The sequence below is a fragment of the Burkholderia arboris genome (assembly GCF_902499125.1).
Lineage (GTDB): Bacteria > Pseudomonadota > Gammaproteobacteria > Burkholderiales > Burkholderiaceae > Burkholderia > Burkholderia arboris.
In genome coordinates this window covers 93,041-108,775 of record NZ_CABVPX010000017.1, presented here as the reverse complement: position 1 = coordinate 108,775, position 15,735 = coordinate 93,041, and the positions used below count along the sequence as shown (strand labels likewise).

General features: G+C 68.4%; 14 protein-coding genes. All 14 read left to right on the top strand.

Going from position 1 to position 15,735, the window contains the following annotated elements; translation table 11 throughout:
- The first annotated feature begins 25 nt into the window (after positions 1 to 25).
- The 14 genes from BLA15945_RS21140 to BLA15945_RS21075 all read left to right on the top strand — a co-directional run bounded on the left by BLA15945_RS21140 (position 26) and on the right by BLA15945_RS21075 (position 15,711).
- Positions 26 to 2,113, top strand: a complete 2,088-nt coding sequence (locus BLA15945_RS21140) for an RNB domain-containing ribonuclease (protein ID WP_059236240.1) — start codon at positions 26 to 28, stop codon at positions 2,111 to 2,113.
- Positions 2,110 to 2,976: a shikimate dehydrogenase gene (gene aroE / locus BLA15945_RS21135; RefSeq protein WP_059236238.1), complete on the top strand. Its 867-nt coding sequence runs from the start codon at positions 2,110 to 2,112 to the stop codon at positions 2,974 to 2,976. Before BLA15945_RS21140 ends, aroE begins: the two co-directional genes overlap by 4 nt.
- A gap of 14 nt (positions 2,977 to 2,990) precedes the next feature.
- Positions 2,991 to 3,731 (top strand): monofunctional biosynthetic peptidoglycan transglycosylase, encoded by a 741-nt coding sequence (gene mtgA / locus BLA15945_RS21130; RefSeq protein ID WP_059236236.1) that lies wholly within the window; start codon positions 2,991 to 2,993, stop codon positions 3,729 to 3,731.
- Positions 3,732 to 4,157: 426 nt separating this feature from the next.
- Positions 4,158 to 5,768, top strand: coding sequence for a S10 family peptidase (locus BLA15945_RS21125; RefSeq protein ID WP_174993288.1), 1,611 nt, complete (start codon positions 4,158 to 4,160; stop codon positions 5,766 to 5,768).
- A 79-nt stretch (positions 5,769 to 5,847) separates the two neighbouring features.
- Entirely contained in the window at positions 5,848 to 6,249 is a 402-nt protein-coding gene (locus tag BLA15945_RS21120) for an EF-hand domain-containing protein (RefSeq protein WP_059236232.1), read from the top strand.
- Between the two features lie 349 nt (positions 6,250 to 6,598).
- Positions 6,599 to 7,498 (top strand): IclR family transcriptional regulator, encoded by a 900-nt coding sequence (locus BLA15945_RS21115; RefSeq protein WP_059236230.1) that lies wholly within the window; start codon positions 6,599 to 6,601, stop codon positions 7,496 to 7,498.
- On the top strand, positions 7,495 to 8,520 hold the full coding sequence (locus BLA15945_RS21110) for a 2-dehydro-3-deoxygalactonokinase (RefSeq protein ID WP_174993287.1): 1,026 nt from the start codon (positions 7,495 to 7,497) through the stop codon (positions 8,518 to 8,520). Before BLA15945_RS21115 ends, BLA15945_RS21110 begins: the two co-directional genes overlap by 4 nt.
- A gap of 22 nt (positions 8,521 to 8,542) precedes the next feature.
- Positions 8,543 to 9,220: a 2-dehydro-3-deoxy-6-phosphogalactonate aldolase gene (locus BLA15945_RS21105; RefSeq protein ID WP_174993286.1), complete on the top strand. Its 678-nt coding sequence runs from the start codon at positions 8,543 to 8,545 to the stop codon at positions 9,218 to 9,220.
- On the top strand, positions 9,220 to 9,999 hold the full coding sequence (locus BLA15945_RS21100; protein WP_174993303.1) for an SDR family oxidoreductase: 780 nt from the start codon (positions 9,220 to 9,222) through the stop codon (positions 9,997 to 9,999). The genes BLA15945_RS21105 and BLA15945_RS21100 overlap by 1 nt, the downstream gene beginning before the upstream one ends.
- A 102-nt stretch (positions 10,000 to 10,101) precedes the next feature.
- Positions 10,102 to 11,097: an arabinose ABC transporter substrate-binding protein gene (locus BLA15945_RS21095; protein WP_174993285.1), complete on the top strand. Its 996-nt coding sequence runs from the start codon at positions 10,102 to 10,104 to the stop codon at positions 11,095 to 11,097.
- 67 nt (positions 11,098 to 11,164) lie between these two features.
- Positions 11,165 to 12,676 carry an L-arabinose ABC transporter ATP-binding protein AraG gene (gene araG / locus BLA15945_RS21090; RefSeq protein WP_059236221.1) on the top strand — a complete coding sequence of 504 codons (1,512 nt, stop codon included), beginning with the start codon at positions 11,165 to 11,167 and terminating at the stop codon, positions 12,674 to 12,676.
- A gap of 70 nt (positions 12,677 to 12,746) precedes the next feature.
- Positions 12,747 to 13,763: an L-arabinose ABC transporter permease AraH gene (gene araH / locus BLA15945_RS21085; protein ID WP_174993284.1), complete on the top strand. Its 1,017-nt coding sequence runs from the start codon at positions 12,747 to 12,749 to the stop codon at positions 13,761 to 13,763.
- A gap of 29 nt (positions 13,764 to 13,792) precedes the next feature.
- Positions 13,793 to 14,599, top strand: a complete 807-nt coding sequence (locus BLA15945_RS21080) for an SDR family NAD(P)-dependent oxidoreductase (protein ID WP_174993283.1) — start codon at positions 13,793 to 13,795, stop codon at positions 14,597 to 14,599.
- A gap of 50 nt (positions 14,600 to 14,649) precedes the next feature.
- Positions 14,650 to 15,711 carry an aldose 1-epimerase gene (locus tag BLA15945_RS21075; protein ID WP_059236215.1) on the top strand — a complete coding sequence of 354 codons (1,062 nt, stop codon included), beginning with the start codon at positions 14,650 to 14,652 and terminating at the stop codon, positions 15,709 to 15,711.
- Positions 15,712 to 15,735 lie beyond the last annotated feature (24 nt).

Sequence of the window (15,735 nt, the reverse complement as noted above, 5' to 3'; positions counted from 1 at the left end):
CGGGCAGTCTGAACGAGAGTACTGAGTGAACGTTTTCTTCGAGGAATCGGGCAGTTTCAAGGCGGGCAGCGTGCTGTCGCGCCAGGGCGATGCATTTCAGGTCGAGTTGCCCGGCGGGCGGCGGGCGAAGGTGCGCGCGAAAGACGTGTTGATCGAATTCGAGAAGCCGGCCGCGGGCGAGCTGATGCAGGAGGCCGACACGGCCGCGCAGCAGATCGACCTGGATTTCCTGTGGGAATGCGCGCCGGCCGACGAGTTTGCGTATACGGCGCTGGCCGCCGAGTACTTCGGCGCGACGTACGGCCCGGTCGAGCGCGCGGCGCTGGTGCTGCGGCTGCATGGCTCGCCCGTCTACTTCCGCCGCAAGGGGCGCGGCCAGTACCAGCGCGCGCCGGAAGAGCAGCTCAAGATGGCGCTCGCGTCGCTCGAGCGCAAGCGCCAGCAGGCGCTGGTGCAGGTGCAGTATGAAGAGGAACTGAAGGCCGGCAAGCTGCCGGAGGCGTTCGCGGGCAAGGTGCTCGGGCTGCTGACGCGGCCGGACAAGAACGCGATCGAATACAAGGCGATGGAAGCGGCGGCCGGCGCGCGCGGCGTGTCGCCGGCGCGGCTGATGCTCGACTGCGGCGGCATCGCGTCGCCGCGTGCGCTGCACGAAGCGCGCTTCCTCGCGGAATTCTTCCCGCACGGCACGGGCTTTCCGTCCGTCACGGTCGGCGCGCTGCCGGACGATCTGCCGCGCGCGGACGTCGAGGCGTTCTCGATCGACGACATCACGACGACCGAAATCGACGACGCATTCTCGGTCGAGCACCTGTCGGACGGCCGTGTGCGGATCGGCGTGCACATCGCGGCGCCGGCGCTCGGCATCGTGCGCGGCGACGCGGTCGATGCGATCGCGCGCACGCGCCTGTCGACCGTCTACATGCCGGGCGACAAGATCACGATGCTGCCGGACGACGTCGTCGACGTGTTCACGCTGAAAGAGGGCGACTACCGCCCGGCGCTGTCGCTGTACATCATCGTCAACCGCGAGACGCAGGACATCGTCGCGAACGAGACGCGCGCCGAGCTCGTGTTCGTGAAGAACAACCTGCGCCACAACACGCTGGACGAGCTCGTCAACGAAGAGACGCTCGCAGCCGGCACCGGCGACTATCCGCACAAGGACGACATCGCCGTGCTGTGGCCGCTCGCGCAGGCGCTGTTCGAGAAGCGCCAGGTCGCGCGCGCGGGCTACGGCCTGAAGCGCGAGGTGCAGCGCAACACCGACTACAACTTCTACGTCGAAGGCGAGCACGTGTCGATCACGCCGCGCCGCCGCGGGTCGCCGCTCGACCTGATCGTGTCGGAGCTCGCGATTCTCGCGAACTCGACCTGGGGCGCGTTCCTGCACGACCACACGGTGCCGGGCATCTACCGCTCGCAGCGCGGCTTCGGCGCGCCGGGCCCGAAGCGCACGCGGATGCAGACGACGGCCGCGCCGCACGAAGGCCTCGGCGTGCCGCAGTACGCGTGGAGCACGTCGCCGCTGCGCCGCTACGTCGACCTCGTGAACCAGTGGCAGCTGCTCGCGTGCGTGCAGCACGGCGTCACCGCGAAGCTTGCCGCGCCGTTCAAGCCGAAGGACGCCGACTTGTACGCGGTCGTGCAGGGCTTCGACGATACGTACACGGCCTACGCCGACTACCAGCGCCGGATGGAGTACTTCTGGTGCCTGCGCTGGCTCGCGCAGGAGCAGAAGAAGCACGTCGTCGCGAGCGTCGTGAAGGGCGATCTCGTGCGCCTCGAGGAAATTCCGCTGCTGCTGCACGTGCCGGGGCTCGGCGTGCATGCGCGCGGCACGCGCGTGCTGCTCGACGTGATGTCGCTCGACGAGCTGACGATCGAGGCGTCGGTGCGTCTGCTGAACGTGCTCGATGCGCCGACCGTGACGAGCGGCGACGCGGCCGAGGAAGAGGATGACGCCGAAGGCGGCGACGACACGCTGGTCGATGCGGAAGACGCGTCGGCGGAAACCGAGGCGGAAGCACTGGCCGAGGCCGACAGCGCGGACGCAGGTGCGGGCGGCGAAGCCGCGGGCGGTAACGACAGCGAAGAGGGGCGCGCATCATGAACGCGATTGCGTCGACGAGCGGCGCCGACCGCTATGTCGTGTTCGGCAACCCGGTGGCGCACAGCAAGTCGCCGTTCATCCACGCGCAGTTCGCCGCGCAGACGGGCGAGCCGATCGAGTACGCGCACCGGCTCGCGCCGGTCGACGGGTTTGAAGCGGCCGTGCGCGCGTTCGTCGCCGAAGGCGGCCGCGGCGCCAACGTGACGGTGCCGTTCAAGCTCGACGCGCATGCGCTGGCCGACACGCTGTCGCCGCGCGCGGCGGCGGCAGGCGCGGTGAACACGCTGCGCATCGATGCCGACGGCCGCATCCACGGCGACAACACCGATGGCGTCGGCCTCGTGCGCGACATCGAAGCGAATCTCGGCGTGTCGCTCGCGGGCGCACGCATCCTGCTGCTCGGCGCGGGCGGTGCGGCGCGCGGCGTCGTGCTGCCGCTGCTCGACCGCGCGCCGCTGTCGATCGGAATCGTGAACCGCACCGCGAGCAAGGCCGAAGCGCTCGTCGGCCAGTTCATGCAGGCCGCGCACGATGCGGGCTGCACGCTCGCGGGCGGCGGTCCCGACGTGGTGCGCGCGGAGCCGTACGACGTGGTGATCAATGCGACGGCCGGCAGCCTCGACGCTGCGCTGCCGGAATGCGACGCGGCCGCGTTCGGCGCGGGTACGCTCGCGTACGACATGATGTACGGCGCGCAGCCGACCGTGTTCATGCAGCATGCGGCGTCGCTCGGCGCGCGCACGGCCGACGGGCTCGGGATGCTCGTCGAGCAGGCGGCGGAGTCGTTCTTCATCTGGCGCGGCGTGCGTCCGGACGGCGCACCGGTGCTGGCCGCGCTGCGCCAGGCGCTCGCGGCGAGCTGACCGGAGCGCGGCACGTGGTGGCGGTGAGCGGCACGCAGCAACGCACGCGATCGGTGAGCCTCGCTCGCTGGATCGTCTATGCGGGATCGGTGTTCGCGGGCGCGTGGCTCGCGACGCAGCTGTTCTATCTCGCGCAGATCGCGTTGTGGTCGTTCGTGAACCCGGGCTCGACCGCGTTCATGCGCACCGACGCGTGGTGGCTGTCGCGCGCCACGCCGCCCGCGCAGATCCAGCACCAGTGGGTGCCGTACGACCAGATCTCGCGCAACCTGAAGCGTGCGCTGATCGCGTCCGAGGACTCGACCTTCGCGACCAACAACGGCTACGACGTCGACGCGATCCTGCAGGCGTGGGAGAAGAACAAGGCGCGTGGCAAGATCGTCGCGGGCGGCTCGACGATCACGCAGCAGCTCGCGCGCAACCTGTTCCTGTCGCGCGAGAAGAGCTACATCCGCAAGGGGCAGGAGCTGATCATCACCTGGATGCTCGAAGCGGTGCTCGACAAGGAGCGCATCTTCGAGATCTACCTGAATTCGGTCGAATGGGGGCGCGGCGTGTACGGCGCCGAGGCGGCCGCCCGCTATTACTACAAGATTCCCGCGAGCCGGCTCGGCGCATGGCAGTCGGCGCGTCTCGCGGTGATGCTGCCGAAGCCGCGCTGGTTCGACGCGCATCGCGGTTCGGCCTATCAGGCGCAGCGCGCGGCGGTCATCGCGCGCCGGATGGGCGCGGCCGAACTTCCGCAATCCGAATGAACGGCGCGCCCGCGCCGTCGCATTGTCCGTTGCGCCGCCCGTGCGTCATTGCTGCGCTGCAGCGCATTCGTGTCGAACGCATTTCGGGCCACATCCTTTAGACGAATCCGTCTATTTCGCTTTGCTGAGCAATGCGGGTAGCCGTGCGATTTTCCTGGACGATATGGCGCGAAATCCGCGCATTTTTAGTTTTTCCGGGTAAACGCGAAAGTCGATGAAAGCGACGTGAAATGCAACGTTTCGCGAATCGAAGCATTCCTGAAAGGTGTGCGCCGCACCGTCTGCCCGCCAAATATTTCAAAATTTTTCAAAGCTGACTCGCTCGCGTATATTGGCCAGCGCCTCGGCTTATCGGCCGCAATCGAGGCGGGGGGTGGCTTATCCGGCTGCTCGACACAAAAAACATCCGAAAGAAGGAACGCAACGATGCCAGCGAGCAAAGCGAAGCTGTTGTTGGGAGTGGTGTTTTCTTCGCTGATTCTGACGGCCTGCAACGACGACGTGACATCGTCCGCCGCTGCGAGCGCCGACAATTCAGCCGATCCCGCCGGTCAGGTGGACAGGGCGTACAACGATCCGAACAGCTATTCGTCGAGCGCGAACGCGTCGCTCGACGCCTCCGCCGCGGTTGAAAAGGCCGCCATCACGCATCACCAGATCACACTGAACGGCAAGACGATCCGCTACACGGCGACGGCCGGCCACCTCGTCGCGCGCAATCCGCAGACGGGCGCACCCGAAGCATCGTTCTTCTACGTCGCCTACACGGCCGACAACCAGCCGGCGACGAAGCGGCCCGTCACGTTCCTGTACAACGGCGGCCCGGGCTCGGCATCGGTGTGGCTGCACCTCGGCTCGTTCGGCCCGCGACGGATCCAGACGGGCGACCCGAACGCGAACACGTCGACTTTCCCGTTCGTCGACAACCAGGAAAGCCTGCTCGACACGACCGACCTCGTGTTCGTCGATGCGATCGGCACCGGCTTCTCCGAGGCGATCGCACCGAACACGAACCAGACGTTCTGGGGCGTCGACCAGGACGGCGGCGCGTTCCGCGATTTCGTCACGCGCTACCTGACCGTGAACCAGCGCACCGGTTCGCCGAAATACCTGTTCGGCGAATCGTACGGCACGCCGCGCACCGACGTGCTCGCGAACCTGCTCGAGACGGCCGGCGTGAAGCTCGACGGCATCGTGCTGCAATCGTCGATCCTGAACTACAACACGAACTGCGACATGGCGAGCGACTACATCGGCAACTCGAACAACGGATCGAGCCCGGTGAGCTGCGCGGGCTTCGTGCCGTCGTACGGGACCGTCGGCGCCTACTACCAGCTCGACAATCCGAACCCGTCGAACCTGCCGCAGTACGCGGACCAGATGCGCCTGCTGACGGCCGGCAGCTACGCGCCCGCCGTGAACGCGTACCTGGCGAGCCATACGCCGCCGCCGCCGAACCTCGTCACGACGATGGCGAATGCGACCGGCGTGAAGCAGTCGCTGTGGAATGCGAACTTCAACGTGATCCCGACCTTCTTCGACAACAGCTTCCAGCTGTCGCTGGTCCCGGGCACGCTGATCGGCCGCTACGATGCGCGCGTGAACGTGCCGGTGTCGAGCCCGCTTGCATCGGGCGGCGACCCGTCGAGCACGTACATCACGCAACCGTTCACCGACACGATCGGCAAGTACCTGCCGAACGAGCTGAAGTACACCGCGCAGTCGGCCTACTCGTTGAGCAGCAACGCGATCAACACGTGGGACTGGACGCACGACGGCCTCGCGATGCCCGACACGATCCCCGACCTCGCCGCGGCGCTGACGCTGAATCCGCAGCTGAAAGTGCTGTCGCTGAACGGGTATCACGACATCGCGACGCCGTTCTACCAGACCGAGCTCGACCTCGCGCGGCTCGGGACGCAACCGAACCTGACGATCAAGGACTATCAGGGCGGACATATGGTCTATCTCGACGATACGTCGCGTCCGCAGGAGAAAGCCGACCTCGTGACGTTCTACAACACGGCCGCGCACTGATGCGCTGGGCCGGCGACGCGCGCCTTCGGTGGCGCCGCCCGCTGGCCGTCGACGACCTCATTCCAGACTGGAGCCTGATATGAAGAATCGTTTCATCGTCGTTGCCGCGGCGCTCGCATGCGTCGGCGCAGCAGCATCCGTATCCGCGTTCGCGCAGGCGAGCGACACCGCCGCACCGGCGCGTGCGCGCCAGGCGCAGCTCGGCGATCCGTACGTGCCGCCGGCCGCGCGCAAGGCGACCGCCGGCACGCAGACGACCGGCGCCGCGCTGCATGCGCAAGTGGTGCGCAAGCTCGCCCAGCAGTTCGGCGCGGCCGACACGCAGAACACGGGTTCGATCACCGAGTCGCAGGCGCGGGCGGCCGGCCTCGGCTATGTCGCCAACCACTTCCGGCAGATCGACGCGAGCGGCAACGGTCGCGTGTCGTTCGCGGACGTGCAGCGCTACATGCAGGCACGCAGCACGAGCAGCCAGCAGTAAGCGCGACAAGAAGTGCACAAACGGGGGCGGAACCTGCGACACGGCGGGTTCCGCCCCCGTGCACATGGTGCGTCCGTCGAGTCGAGCGCGCGGCGGATCACCCCGGAATTCTCATTATCTGGACAACGCATTCAAATATTGGAGACGAGTGCGTGCGCTCCTACAATCCGAAGCACATCGACAGCTTCGGACCCACGCATCGCGCGGCGCCCGTCGCACACGGAGACACCTTCCATGAAGTTTGCCGGGCGCTTTACTCGGTGCATCGACCGCCGCCACGCCGCAGCACCGGACGCAGTTCCGGCGCCGCGCGAGCGGCTTCACCGATTCCGTTGAAGAAGCCCGCCCCATGACCAAGATGCCCGACACCCTTGCCCTCGACGCCCGGCGCGTGACGCCGGACGATGTGTCGCTGACCGACAGCATCGGCGCGACCAGCACGCCGCTCGATCTCGCCGCGCAGCAGGCCGGCACGCAGACGCTGCTGCGCGGCCTCGCGATCCTCGAGGCGATCGCGAACGGCGCGCGCGACATGCGTGCGATCGGCGCCGCGCTCGGCACGACGCGCAGCACGACGCACCGTCTCGTCAGCAGCCTCGTGCAAGCCCGCTATCTGCGCCAGGTGCAGGGCGGCTACCTGCTGGGCCCGAAGCTGATCGAACTCGGCACGATCGCGCTCGAGCAGATGCCGCTCACCGCGGTGGCGCGACCGCATCTCGAAGCGCTCGCGGAAGCGACGCTCGATACGATCCATCTCGGCGTGCGCGACGGCGACGACGTGTTGTACATCGACAAGATTCCCGGCACGCGCGGCCTCGAGATGCGCTCGCGCGTCGGCCACCGGATGCCGCTCGCGTCGACCGGTATCGGCAAGGCGATGATGCTCGACCTCGATCCGGACCTGTGGCGCTCGCTGTTCGAGGCCGCGCGGCGCGCGCTGGCCGGCGTCAATTTCAAGCCCGACAACCGACCCGAGACGAGCGCGTTCCTGCAGCGCATGGCCCATTACGCGGCCGGCGGCTACACGTTCGACCTCGAGGAAAACGAGGCGTCGATCCGCTGCGTGGCCGCACCGATCCGCGATGCGTCGGGCGCGGTCGTCGCGGCGGTGTCGGTTGCAAGCACCATTCCGTACATGCCGCACGACCGGATGGACGAACTGATTCCGCTCGTGCAGCGCGAAGCGCGAGCCATTTCCGCGGAGCTGGGCTGGAGCCCGCCGCAGGGTACCCGCAGGATCAAACGATGACGACTTCGACCCGGCCCGTTCCGGATGCCAGTTCCACCCCCCCGTCGCTGATCGCGCTCGACTGGGGCACGACGTCGCTGCGTGCGTATCTGTACGACGCGCAGGGTGCGTTGCTCGACACGCGCAGCCGCGCGGCGGGCGTGATGCACGTGCCGGGCGGCGGTGCGCGCGCGTTCGACGCGGTGTTCGAGGAAGCGTGCGGCGACTGGCTCGACCGCACGCCCGGCCTGCCGGTGCTCGCGGCCGGGATGGTCGGCAGCGCGCAGGGCTGGCGCGAGGCGCCGTACGTCGCGGTGCCGGCCGGCGCCGATGCGCTCGTCACGGGCCTGATCACCGTGACGACGTCACGCGGCGCAACGGTCTCGATCGTGCCGGGCGTGATTGCGACGGGCGAACTGCCCGACGTGATGCGCGGCGAAGAAACGCAGATCGTCGGCGCACTCGCAAGCGATCCCACGCTTGGCACCGATCGTTCAGGGGTACTGATCGGATTGCCGGGTACCCATGCGAAATGGGCGTGGGTGAAGGACGGGTTGATCGAACGCTTCCAGACCTTCATGACGGGCGAGCTGTTCGCGGTGCTGCGCGATCACACGATCCTCGGCCGTACGATGCGCGCAGGCGCATCGCCCGATCGCGCGGCGTTCGTGCGCGGCGTGTCGGTTGCGCGCGGTGCGCAGCGCACGGGGTTGCTCGCGACGATTTTCAGCACGCGCACGCTCGGCCTGACCGACCGGCTCGCGCCCGATGCGCAGGGCGACTACCTGTCCGGCCTGCTGATCGGCCATGAGCTCAATGCGCTCGACGCGATGCTCGCTGAGCGCGGCATCGCGCTCGCAGACCAGCCGCTGCTGCTGATCGGCGACGACGGCTTGTGCGCGCGCTACGTCGATGCGCTCCAGGAATTCGGCCATGCGCATGCGCGCGTTGCCGCACACGCAACCGAGCGTGGCCTGTGGCGGATCGCGTCGCGTGCCGGGCTCGTGCGCGCGGACGGCGAGCCCGTCTGCGCCGACCAATGAACTGCTTGCAGAGGAATCCTCGATGCCGTCCGACCTGACCTTGCCCGCGCCGTACGTGCCCCACGCCGCGCTGATGCGTGCGTTCGACGCGTGTCCGCTGATTGCGATCATGCGCGGCATCACGCCCGCCGAAGCGGCCGACCACGGCCATGCGCTGTACGAAGCCGGCTTCCGGATCGTCGAGGTGCCGCTCAATTCGCCGGATCCGTTCGACAGCATCGCGGCGCTGCGGCGCGCGCTGCCCGACGACGCGATCGTCGGCGCGGGCACCGTGCTGCGTGCCGAGTACGTCGATCGCGTGCAGGACGCGGGCGGCGCGCTGATCGTGATGCCGCACAGCGACGCAGCGGTGATTCGCCGCGCACGCGAGCGCGGCCTGGCGAGCGCACCGGGTGTCGCGACGCCGACCGAAGCATTCGCGGCGCTCTCGAACGGCGCCGACGTGCTGAAGATGTTTCCGGCCGAACAGCTCGGCGTGCCGGTCGTGAAGGCGTGGCGCGCGGTGATCGACCGTGCGGTGCCGCTGATCCCGGTGGGCGGGATTGCACCGGACAACATGGAGCCGTTCCTCAGCGCCGGCGCGAACGGCTTCGGGCTCGGCTCGGCGCTGTACCGGCCCGGCCAGTCGGCCGACACGACGGCGGCGAACGCGCGCGCGTTCCAGGCCGGCTTGCGCGTCGCGCGCGGCGGAGCCGCATGATGGGCCGCCTCGCGGACAAGGTCGCGATGGTGACGGGCGCGGGCCGGGGTATCGGCGCCGCGATCGCCCGCGCGTTCGTTCGCGAAGGCGCGGCCGTCGCGCTCGTCGATCTCGACTTCCCGCAGGCGCAGCACACGGCCGCCGCGATTGCGCATGAATTCGACGGCGCGCGCGTGCTGCCGCTGCAGGCGGACGTCGCGCGGCAGGATGCGGTACGCGATGCGCTCGCGCGGACCGAAGCGGCATTCGGCCCGCTCGACGTGCTCGTGAACAACGCGGGCATCAACGTGTTCGCCGATCCGCTGACGATGACCGACGACGACTGGCGCCGTTGCTTCGCGGTCGACCTCGACGGCGTGTGGCATGGCTGCCGCGCAGCGCTCGAGGGCATGGTCGAACGCGGCCGCGGCAGCATCGTGAACATCGCGTCGACGCACGCCTTCAGGATCATTCCGGGCTGCTTTCCGTACCCGGTCGCGAAGCACGGCGTATTGGGTCTCACGCGTGCGCTCGGCATCGAATACGCAGCGCGCAACGTGCGCGTGAACGCGATCGCGCCGGGCTACATCGAGACGCAGCTCACGCGCGACTGGTGGGACGCGCAACCCGATCCGGCCGCCGCGCGCGCCGGGACGCTCGCGCTGCAGCCGATGAAGCGGATCGGCCGGCCGGAGGAGGTCGCGATGACGGCCGTGTTCCTGGCGTCCGACGAGGCGCCGTTCATCAATGCCGCATGCATCACCGTCGATGGCGGGCGTGCGGCGCTGTATCACGACTGACGCAACGATTCGAAAGACCGCACGTGCGACGGCCGCGCGCACGCTGCGTCGAAACCAACAAGCGGCTGCATCCTGTTCGATGAAGACAAGGAGACACTGGAGATGAAACGCAGAACGTTCGTAACGCTGGCCGCTGCGGCCGCGGTGGTGATGGGCAGCCCGGTCGTGCACGCGGCCGACCCGGTCAAGATCGGCTTCCTGGTGAAGCAGCCGGAAGAGCCGTGGTTCCAGGACGAGTGGAAGTTCGCCGAGGTGGCGGCGAAGCAAAAGGGCTTCACGCTCGTGAAGATCGGCGCGCCGTCCGGCGAAAAGGTGATGAGCGCGATCGACAACCTGTCCGCGCAGAAGGCGGAAGGCTTCATCATCTGCACGCCTGACGTGAAGCTCGGGCCGGGCATCGTCGCGAAGGCGAAGTCGCACAACCTGAAGATGATGACGGTCGACGACCGCCTCGTCGACGGCGCGGGCAAGCCGATCGAGGCGGTGCCGCACATGGGGATTTCCGCGTACAACATCGGCAAGCAGGTCGGCGACGGCATCGCGGCCGAGATCAAGAAGCGCGGCTGGGACATGAAGGACGTCGGCGCGATCGACATCACCTTCGAGCAGCTGCCGACCGCGCATGACCGCACGAGCGGCGCGACCGACGCGCTGGTGGCCGCCGGTTTCCCGAAGGCGAACGTGATCGCGGCGCCGCAGGCGAAGACCGACACGGAAAACGCATTCAACGCGGCGAACATCGCGCTCACGAAGAACCCGCAGTTCAAGCACTGGGTCGCCTACGGCCTGAACGACGAGGCCGTGCTCGGCGCGGTGCGGGCGGCCGAAGGGCGCGGCTTCAAGGCCGACAACATGATCGGCATCGGCATCGGCGGTTCCGATTCGGCGCTGAACGAGTTCAAGAAGCCGCAGCCGACGGGCTTCTACGGCACCGTGATCATCAGCCCGAAGCGCCACGGCGAGGAAACCTCGGACCTGATGTACACGTGGATCACGCAGGGCAAGGCGCCGCCGCCGCTGACGCTGACGACGGGCATGCTCGCGACGCGCGACAACGTGTCGAAGGTGCGCGAGGAGATGGGGCTCGCGTCGAAGTAAGCGGCCCGCCGGCTGCCGCGGCGATGCGGCGGCCGGCGGTCGATCGATTCGGAAGTGGGGAGACGACGTGTCAGCGGCACTGCGTTTTGACAATATCGGCAAGGTATTTCCCGGCGTGCGCGCACTCGACGGCATTTCGTTCGACGTGCATGCGGGCGAGGTGCATGGCCTGATGGGCGAGAACGGCGCGGGCAAGTCGACGCTGCTGAAGATTCTCGGTGGCGAATACCAGCCCGATGCGGGCAGCGTGCTGGTCGACGGCCAGCCCGTGCAGTTCGCGAATGCGGCCGCGTCGATCGCGGCCGGCATCGCGGTGATTCACCAGGAGTTGCAGTACGTGCCCGACCTGACGGTCGCGGAAAACCTGCTGCTCGGCCGCCTGCCGAACGCGTTCGGCTGGGTGAGGAAGCGCGAGGCGAAGCGCTACGTGCGCGAGCGGCTCGCGGCGATGGGAGTCGATCTGGATCCCGACGCGAAGCTCGGGCGGCTGTCGATCGCGCAGCGGCAGATGGTCGAGATCTGCAAGGCGCTGATGCGCAATGCACGCGTGATCGCGCTCGACGAACCGACCAGTTCGCTGTCGCATCGCGAGACCGAGGTGCTGTTCAAGCTCGTCGACGACCTGCGCGCGCAGGGCCGTGCGCTGATCTACATCTCGCACCGGATGGACGAGATCTACCGGCTCTGCAATGCGTGCACGATTTTCCGCGACGGGCGCAAGATCGCGTCGCACGAATCGCTCGGCGACGTGCCGCGCGAACGGCTCGTCGCCGAGATGGTCGGGCGCGAGATTTCGGATATCTACCATTACGCGCCGCGCGCGCTCGGCGACGTGCGGTTCTCCGCCGAAGGCGTCGATGGCCATGCCCTGCGCGAACCGGCGAGTTTCTCGGTGCGCGCGGGCGAGATCGTCGGCTTCTTCGGGCTGGTGGGCGCGGGCCGCAGCGAACTGATGCGGCTCGTGTACGGCGCCGACCGCCGGCGCGCGGGCGTGCTGACGCTCGACGGCGCGCGCATCGACGTGAAGCGCACCGGTGACGCGATCCGCCACGGCATCGTGCTGTGTCCCGAGGACCGCAAGGAAGAAGGGATCATCGCGATCGCGTCGGTGGCGGAGAACATCAACATCAGCTGCCGCCGTCATTCGCTGCGGGCGGGGCTGTTCATCAACCGCAAGGCCGAAAGCGAAACGGCCGACCGCTTCATCCAGCGGCTGAAGATCAAGACGCCGAACCGGCGCCAGAAGATCCGCTTCCTGTCGGGAGGCAACCAGCAGAAGGCGATCCTGTCGCGCTGGCTGGCGGAGCCCGACCTGAAGGTCGTGATCCTCGACGAGCCGACGCGCGGGATCGACGTCGGCGCGAAGCACGAGATCTACGACGTGATCTACCGGCTCGCGGAGCGCGGCTGCGCGATCGTGATGGTGTCGTCGGAGCTGCCGGAAGTGCTCGGCGTGTCCGACCGCATCGTCGTGATGCGTGAAGGCCGGATCGCCGGCGAGCTGCCGCGCGAACAGGCGAACGAACACGCGGTGCTGAACCTCGCGCTGCCGCAGACGAGCGCGGTCGAGGCGGCCTGACGCGATACACGACATTCGAATCGAACACGCGCGGCGCGGGCCGCGCGATGCAGGAGCAGGAGACACCATCATGCAAGTCAACGAAAACCTTGCCAGCGCCGCCGTGAAGCCCACGGCCGACACGCTGGTTCCGCAGCAAAGCGACCGCCAGAAGTGGTGGCAGCATCTGACCGAATACAGCCTGATCGCGATCTTCGCGGTGATGTTCATCACGATGTCGCTGACCGTCGATCACTTCTTCTCGATCGACAACATGCTCGGCCTCGCGCTGTCGATCTCGCAGATCGGCATGGTCGCGTGCACGATGATGTTCTGTCTCGCATCGCGCGACTTCGACCTGTCGATCGGCTCGACCGTTGCGTTCTCCGGCGTGTTGTGCGCGATGGTGCTGAACGCGACCGACAACACGTTCGTCGCGATCATCGCGGCGGTCGCGGCCGGCGCGGCGATCGGCTTCGTGAACGGCGCGGTGATCGCGTACCTGCGCATCAACGCGCTGATCACGACGCTCGCGACGATGGAGATCGTGCGCGGGCTCGGCTTCATCGTGTCGAAAGGGCAGGCGGTCGGGGTGTCGTCGGATACCTTCATCGCGCTCGGCGGATTGTCGCTGTTCGGCGTGTCGCTGCCGATCTGGGTCACGCTGCTGTGCTTCATCGCGTTCGGCGTGCTGCTGAACCAGACCGTGTACGGCCGCAACACGCTCGCGATCGGCGGCAACCCGGAAGCATCGCGGCTCGCGGGGATCAACGTCGAACGCACGCGCGTGTACATCTTCCTGATCCAGGGCGCAGTGACGGCACTGGCGGGCGTGATTCTCGCGTCGCGCATCACGTCGGGCCAGCCGAATGCCGCGCAGGGCTTCGAGCTGAACGTGATCTCCGCGTGCGTGCTCGGCGGCGTGTCGCTGATGGGCGGCCGCGCGACGATCTCGGGCGTCGTGATCGGCGTGCTGATCATGGGCACCGTCGAGAACGTGATGAACCTGCTGAACATCGACGCGTTCTACCAGTACCTCGTGCGCGGTGCGATCCTGCTCGCGGCCGTGCTGCTCGACCAGCTGAAGAACCGCGGCGTACGCGACTGACCCGACCTGTTCCCACGGAGACGAACCGCATGACCATCGATACTTCCGCGTCCGGCCCGCACGCAACGAGCCTCGAGCGCTACGCACGCTACCCGAGCCTCGAGGATCGCGCGGTGCTGATCACGGGCGGCGCGACCGGCATCGGCGCGGCGTTCGTCGAACACTTCGCCGCGCAGGGCGCGCGCGTCGCGTTCGTCGACCTCGACGCGGCCGCCGGCGCCGCGCTGGCGGACAGCCTCGCACACGTGCGCCACGCACCGCTGTTTCTCCAGTGCGACCTGACCGACGTCGACGCGCTGCGCCATGCGATCGACGCGATCCGGGCACGGATCGGCGCGATCGCGGTGCTCGTGAACAACGCGGCGAACGACGCGCGCCATGCGATCGGCGACGTGACGCCCGCATCGTTCGACGCGGGCATCGCGGTGAACCTGCGCCACCAGTTCTTCGCCGCGCAGGCGGTGATCGACGACATGAAGCAGCAGGGCGGCGGCGCGATCGTCAATCTCGGCTCGATCAGCTGGATGCTGAAGAACGGCGGCTATCCCGTCTACGTGATGGCGAAGGCGGCCGTGCAGGGGCTGACGCGCGGCCTCGCACGCGACCTCGGCCCGTTCGGCATCCGCGTGAATTCGCTGGTGCCCGGCTGGGTGATGACCGACAAGCAGCGCCGGCTGTGGCTCGACGACGCGGGCCGTGCGTCGATCAAGGCCGGCCAGTGCATCGACGCCGAACTGCTGCCGGCCGACCTCGCGCGGATGGCGCTGTTTCTCGCGGCCGACGACAGCCGGATGATCACCGCGCAGGACGTGATCGTCGACGGCGGCTGGGCCTGACCGTTCGCACCGACCTGCATCGTTTCTTCGACGAAGGAAAGGAGCTCACCATGACCGCCACGTCCTCGCGCGCATCGTCGTCCACCAGCCAGTCGCGCCGCGCGCGCCTGGCCGCTGCCGCGCAGCCGGTCAGCCCCGGCCCGCAGACGGCCGCGTTCGCGCAGGGCGTCGGCGCCGCGCATGCGGCAGCCGTCACGCTGTCGAACGCGTCGTTGCGGCTCGACGTGCTGCCGCACCTCGGCGGCGGCATCGCGCGCTTCGACTGGCGCGGCGACAACGGCGCGCTGGTGCCGGTGTTCCGCCGCTGCGAGCACCCGGAGACGGCGACGGACCCGAACGAACTCGCGTGCTATCCGCTGCTGCCTTATTCGAACCGGATCGGCGACGGACGCTTCGAATGCGACGGGCGCAAGGTCGCGGTGCCGCGCAATCGCCGCGACGAGCCGCTGCCGATCCACGGCGACGGCTGGCTCGCACCGTGGCAGGTGGACGATGCGACCCGCACGTCGCTGCAACTGTCGCTCGACCGGGCCGCCGGCGCGCCGTATGCGTTCCGCGCGATCCAGTCGTTCGAACTCGACGACGCGACGCTGTCGATCGCGCTGACGATCGAGAACGCGGGGCGGGCGCGGCTGCCGTTCGGGCTCGGCGTGCATCCGTTCCTCGTGCGCGATCCGGTGACCGAGCTGGCCGCGGCGGCCGGCGGGCTGTGGCTGTCGGGCGCCGACTTCCTGCCGGTGCGGCACGTGAGCGTGCCGCCGGCCTGGCAGTTCGGCGTCGCGTATCCGCTGCCGGCCGCGCTCGTCAATCATGCGTTCACCGGCTGGGGCGGCCACGCGACGGTGAGCTGGCCGCGCCGCGGGCTGTCGCTGACCGTCGCGGCGGACGCCGACGCGTACGTGCTCTACACGCCGCCGGGCGAGGATTTCTTCTGCTTCGAGCCGGTCGATCATCCGATCAATGCGGTGAACCTGCCGGGCGGCGCGACCGCGCACGGGATGACGCTGCTCGCGCCCGGCGAGCGCCTCACGCGGCGTTTCGCGTTCACCGTCGAACGCGCCGATGCGCGCAGCAATGCCGCGACCCGCGAGGGACGCCGGCGACGCGGGTAAAATACGCGGTCTACCAACGGTTTG

Excerpts from the sequence above, each read along its gene's own strand:
- aroE (WP_059236238.1), top strand. The coding sequence starts at position 2,110 with ATGAACGCGATTGCGTCGACGAGCGGCGCCGACCGCTATGTCGTGTTC.
- BLA15945_RS21125 (WP_174993288.1), top strand. The coding sequence starts at position 4,158 with ATGCCAGCGAGCAAAGCGAAGCTGTTGTTGGGAGTGGTGTTTTCTTCG.
- BLA15945_RS21120 (WP_059236232.1), top strand. The coding sequence starts at position 5,848 with ATGAAGAATCGTTTCATCGTCGTTGCCGCGGCGCTCGCATGCGTCGGC.
- BLA15945_RS21115 (WP_059236230.1), top strand. The coding sequence starts at position 6,599 with ATGACCAAGATGCCCGACACCCTTGCCCTCGACGCCCGGCGCGTGACG.
- BLA15945_RS21110 (WP_174993287.1), top strand. The coding sequence starts at position 7,495 with ATGACGACTTCGACCCGGCCCGTTCCGGATGCCAGTTCCACCCCCCCG.
- BLA15945_RS21105 (WP_174993286.1), top strand. The coding sequence starts at position 8,543 with ATGCCGTCCGACCTGACCTTGCCCGCGCCGTACGTGCCCCACGCCGCG.
- BLA15945_RS21100 (WP_174993303.1), top strand. The coding sequence starts at position 9,220 with ATGGGCCGCCTCGCGGACAAGGTCGCGATGGTGACGGGCGCGGGCCGG.
- BLA15945_RS21095 (WP_174993285.1), top strand. The coding sequence starts at position 10,102 with ATGAAACGCAGAACGTTCGTAACGCTGGCCGCTGCGGCCGCGGTGGTG.
- araH (WP_174993284.1), top strand. The coding sequence starts at position 12,747 with ATGCAAGTCAACGAAAACCTTGCCAGCGCCGCCGTGAAGCCCACGGCC.
- BLA15945_RS21080 (WP_174993283.1), top strand. The coding sequence starts at position 13,793 with ATGACCATCGATACTTCCGCGTCCGGCCCGCACGCAACGAGCCTCGAG.
- BLA15945_RS21075 (WP_059236215.1), top strand. The coding sequence starts at position 14,650 with ATGACCGCCACGTCCTCGCGCGCATCGTCGTCCACCAGCCAGTCGCGC.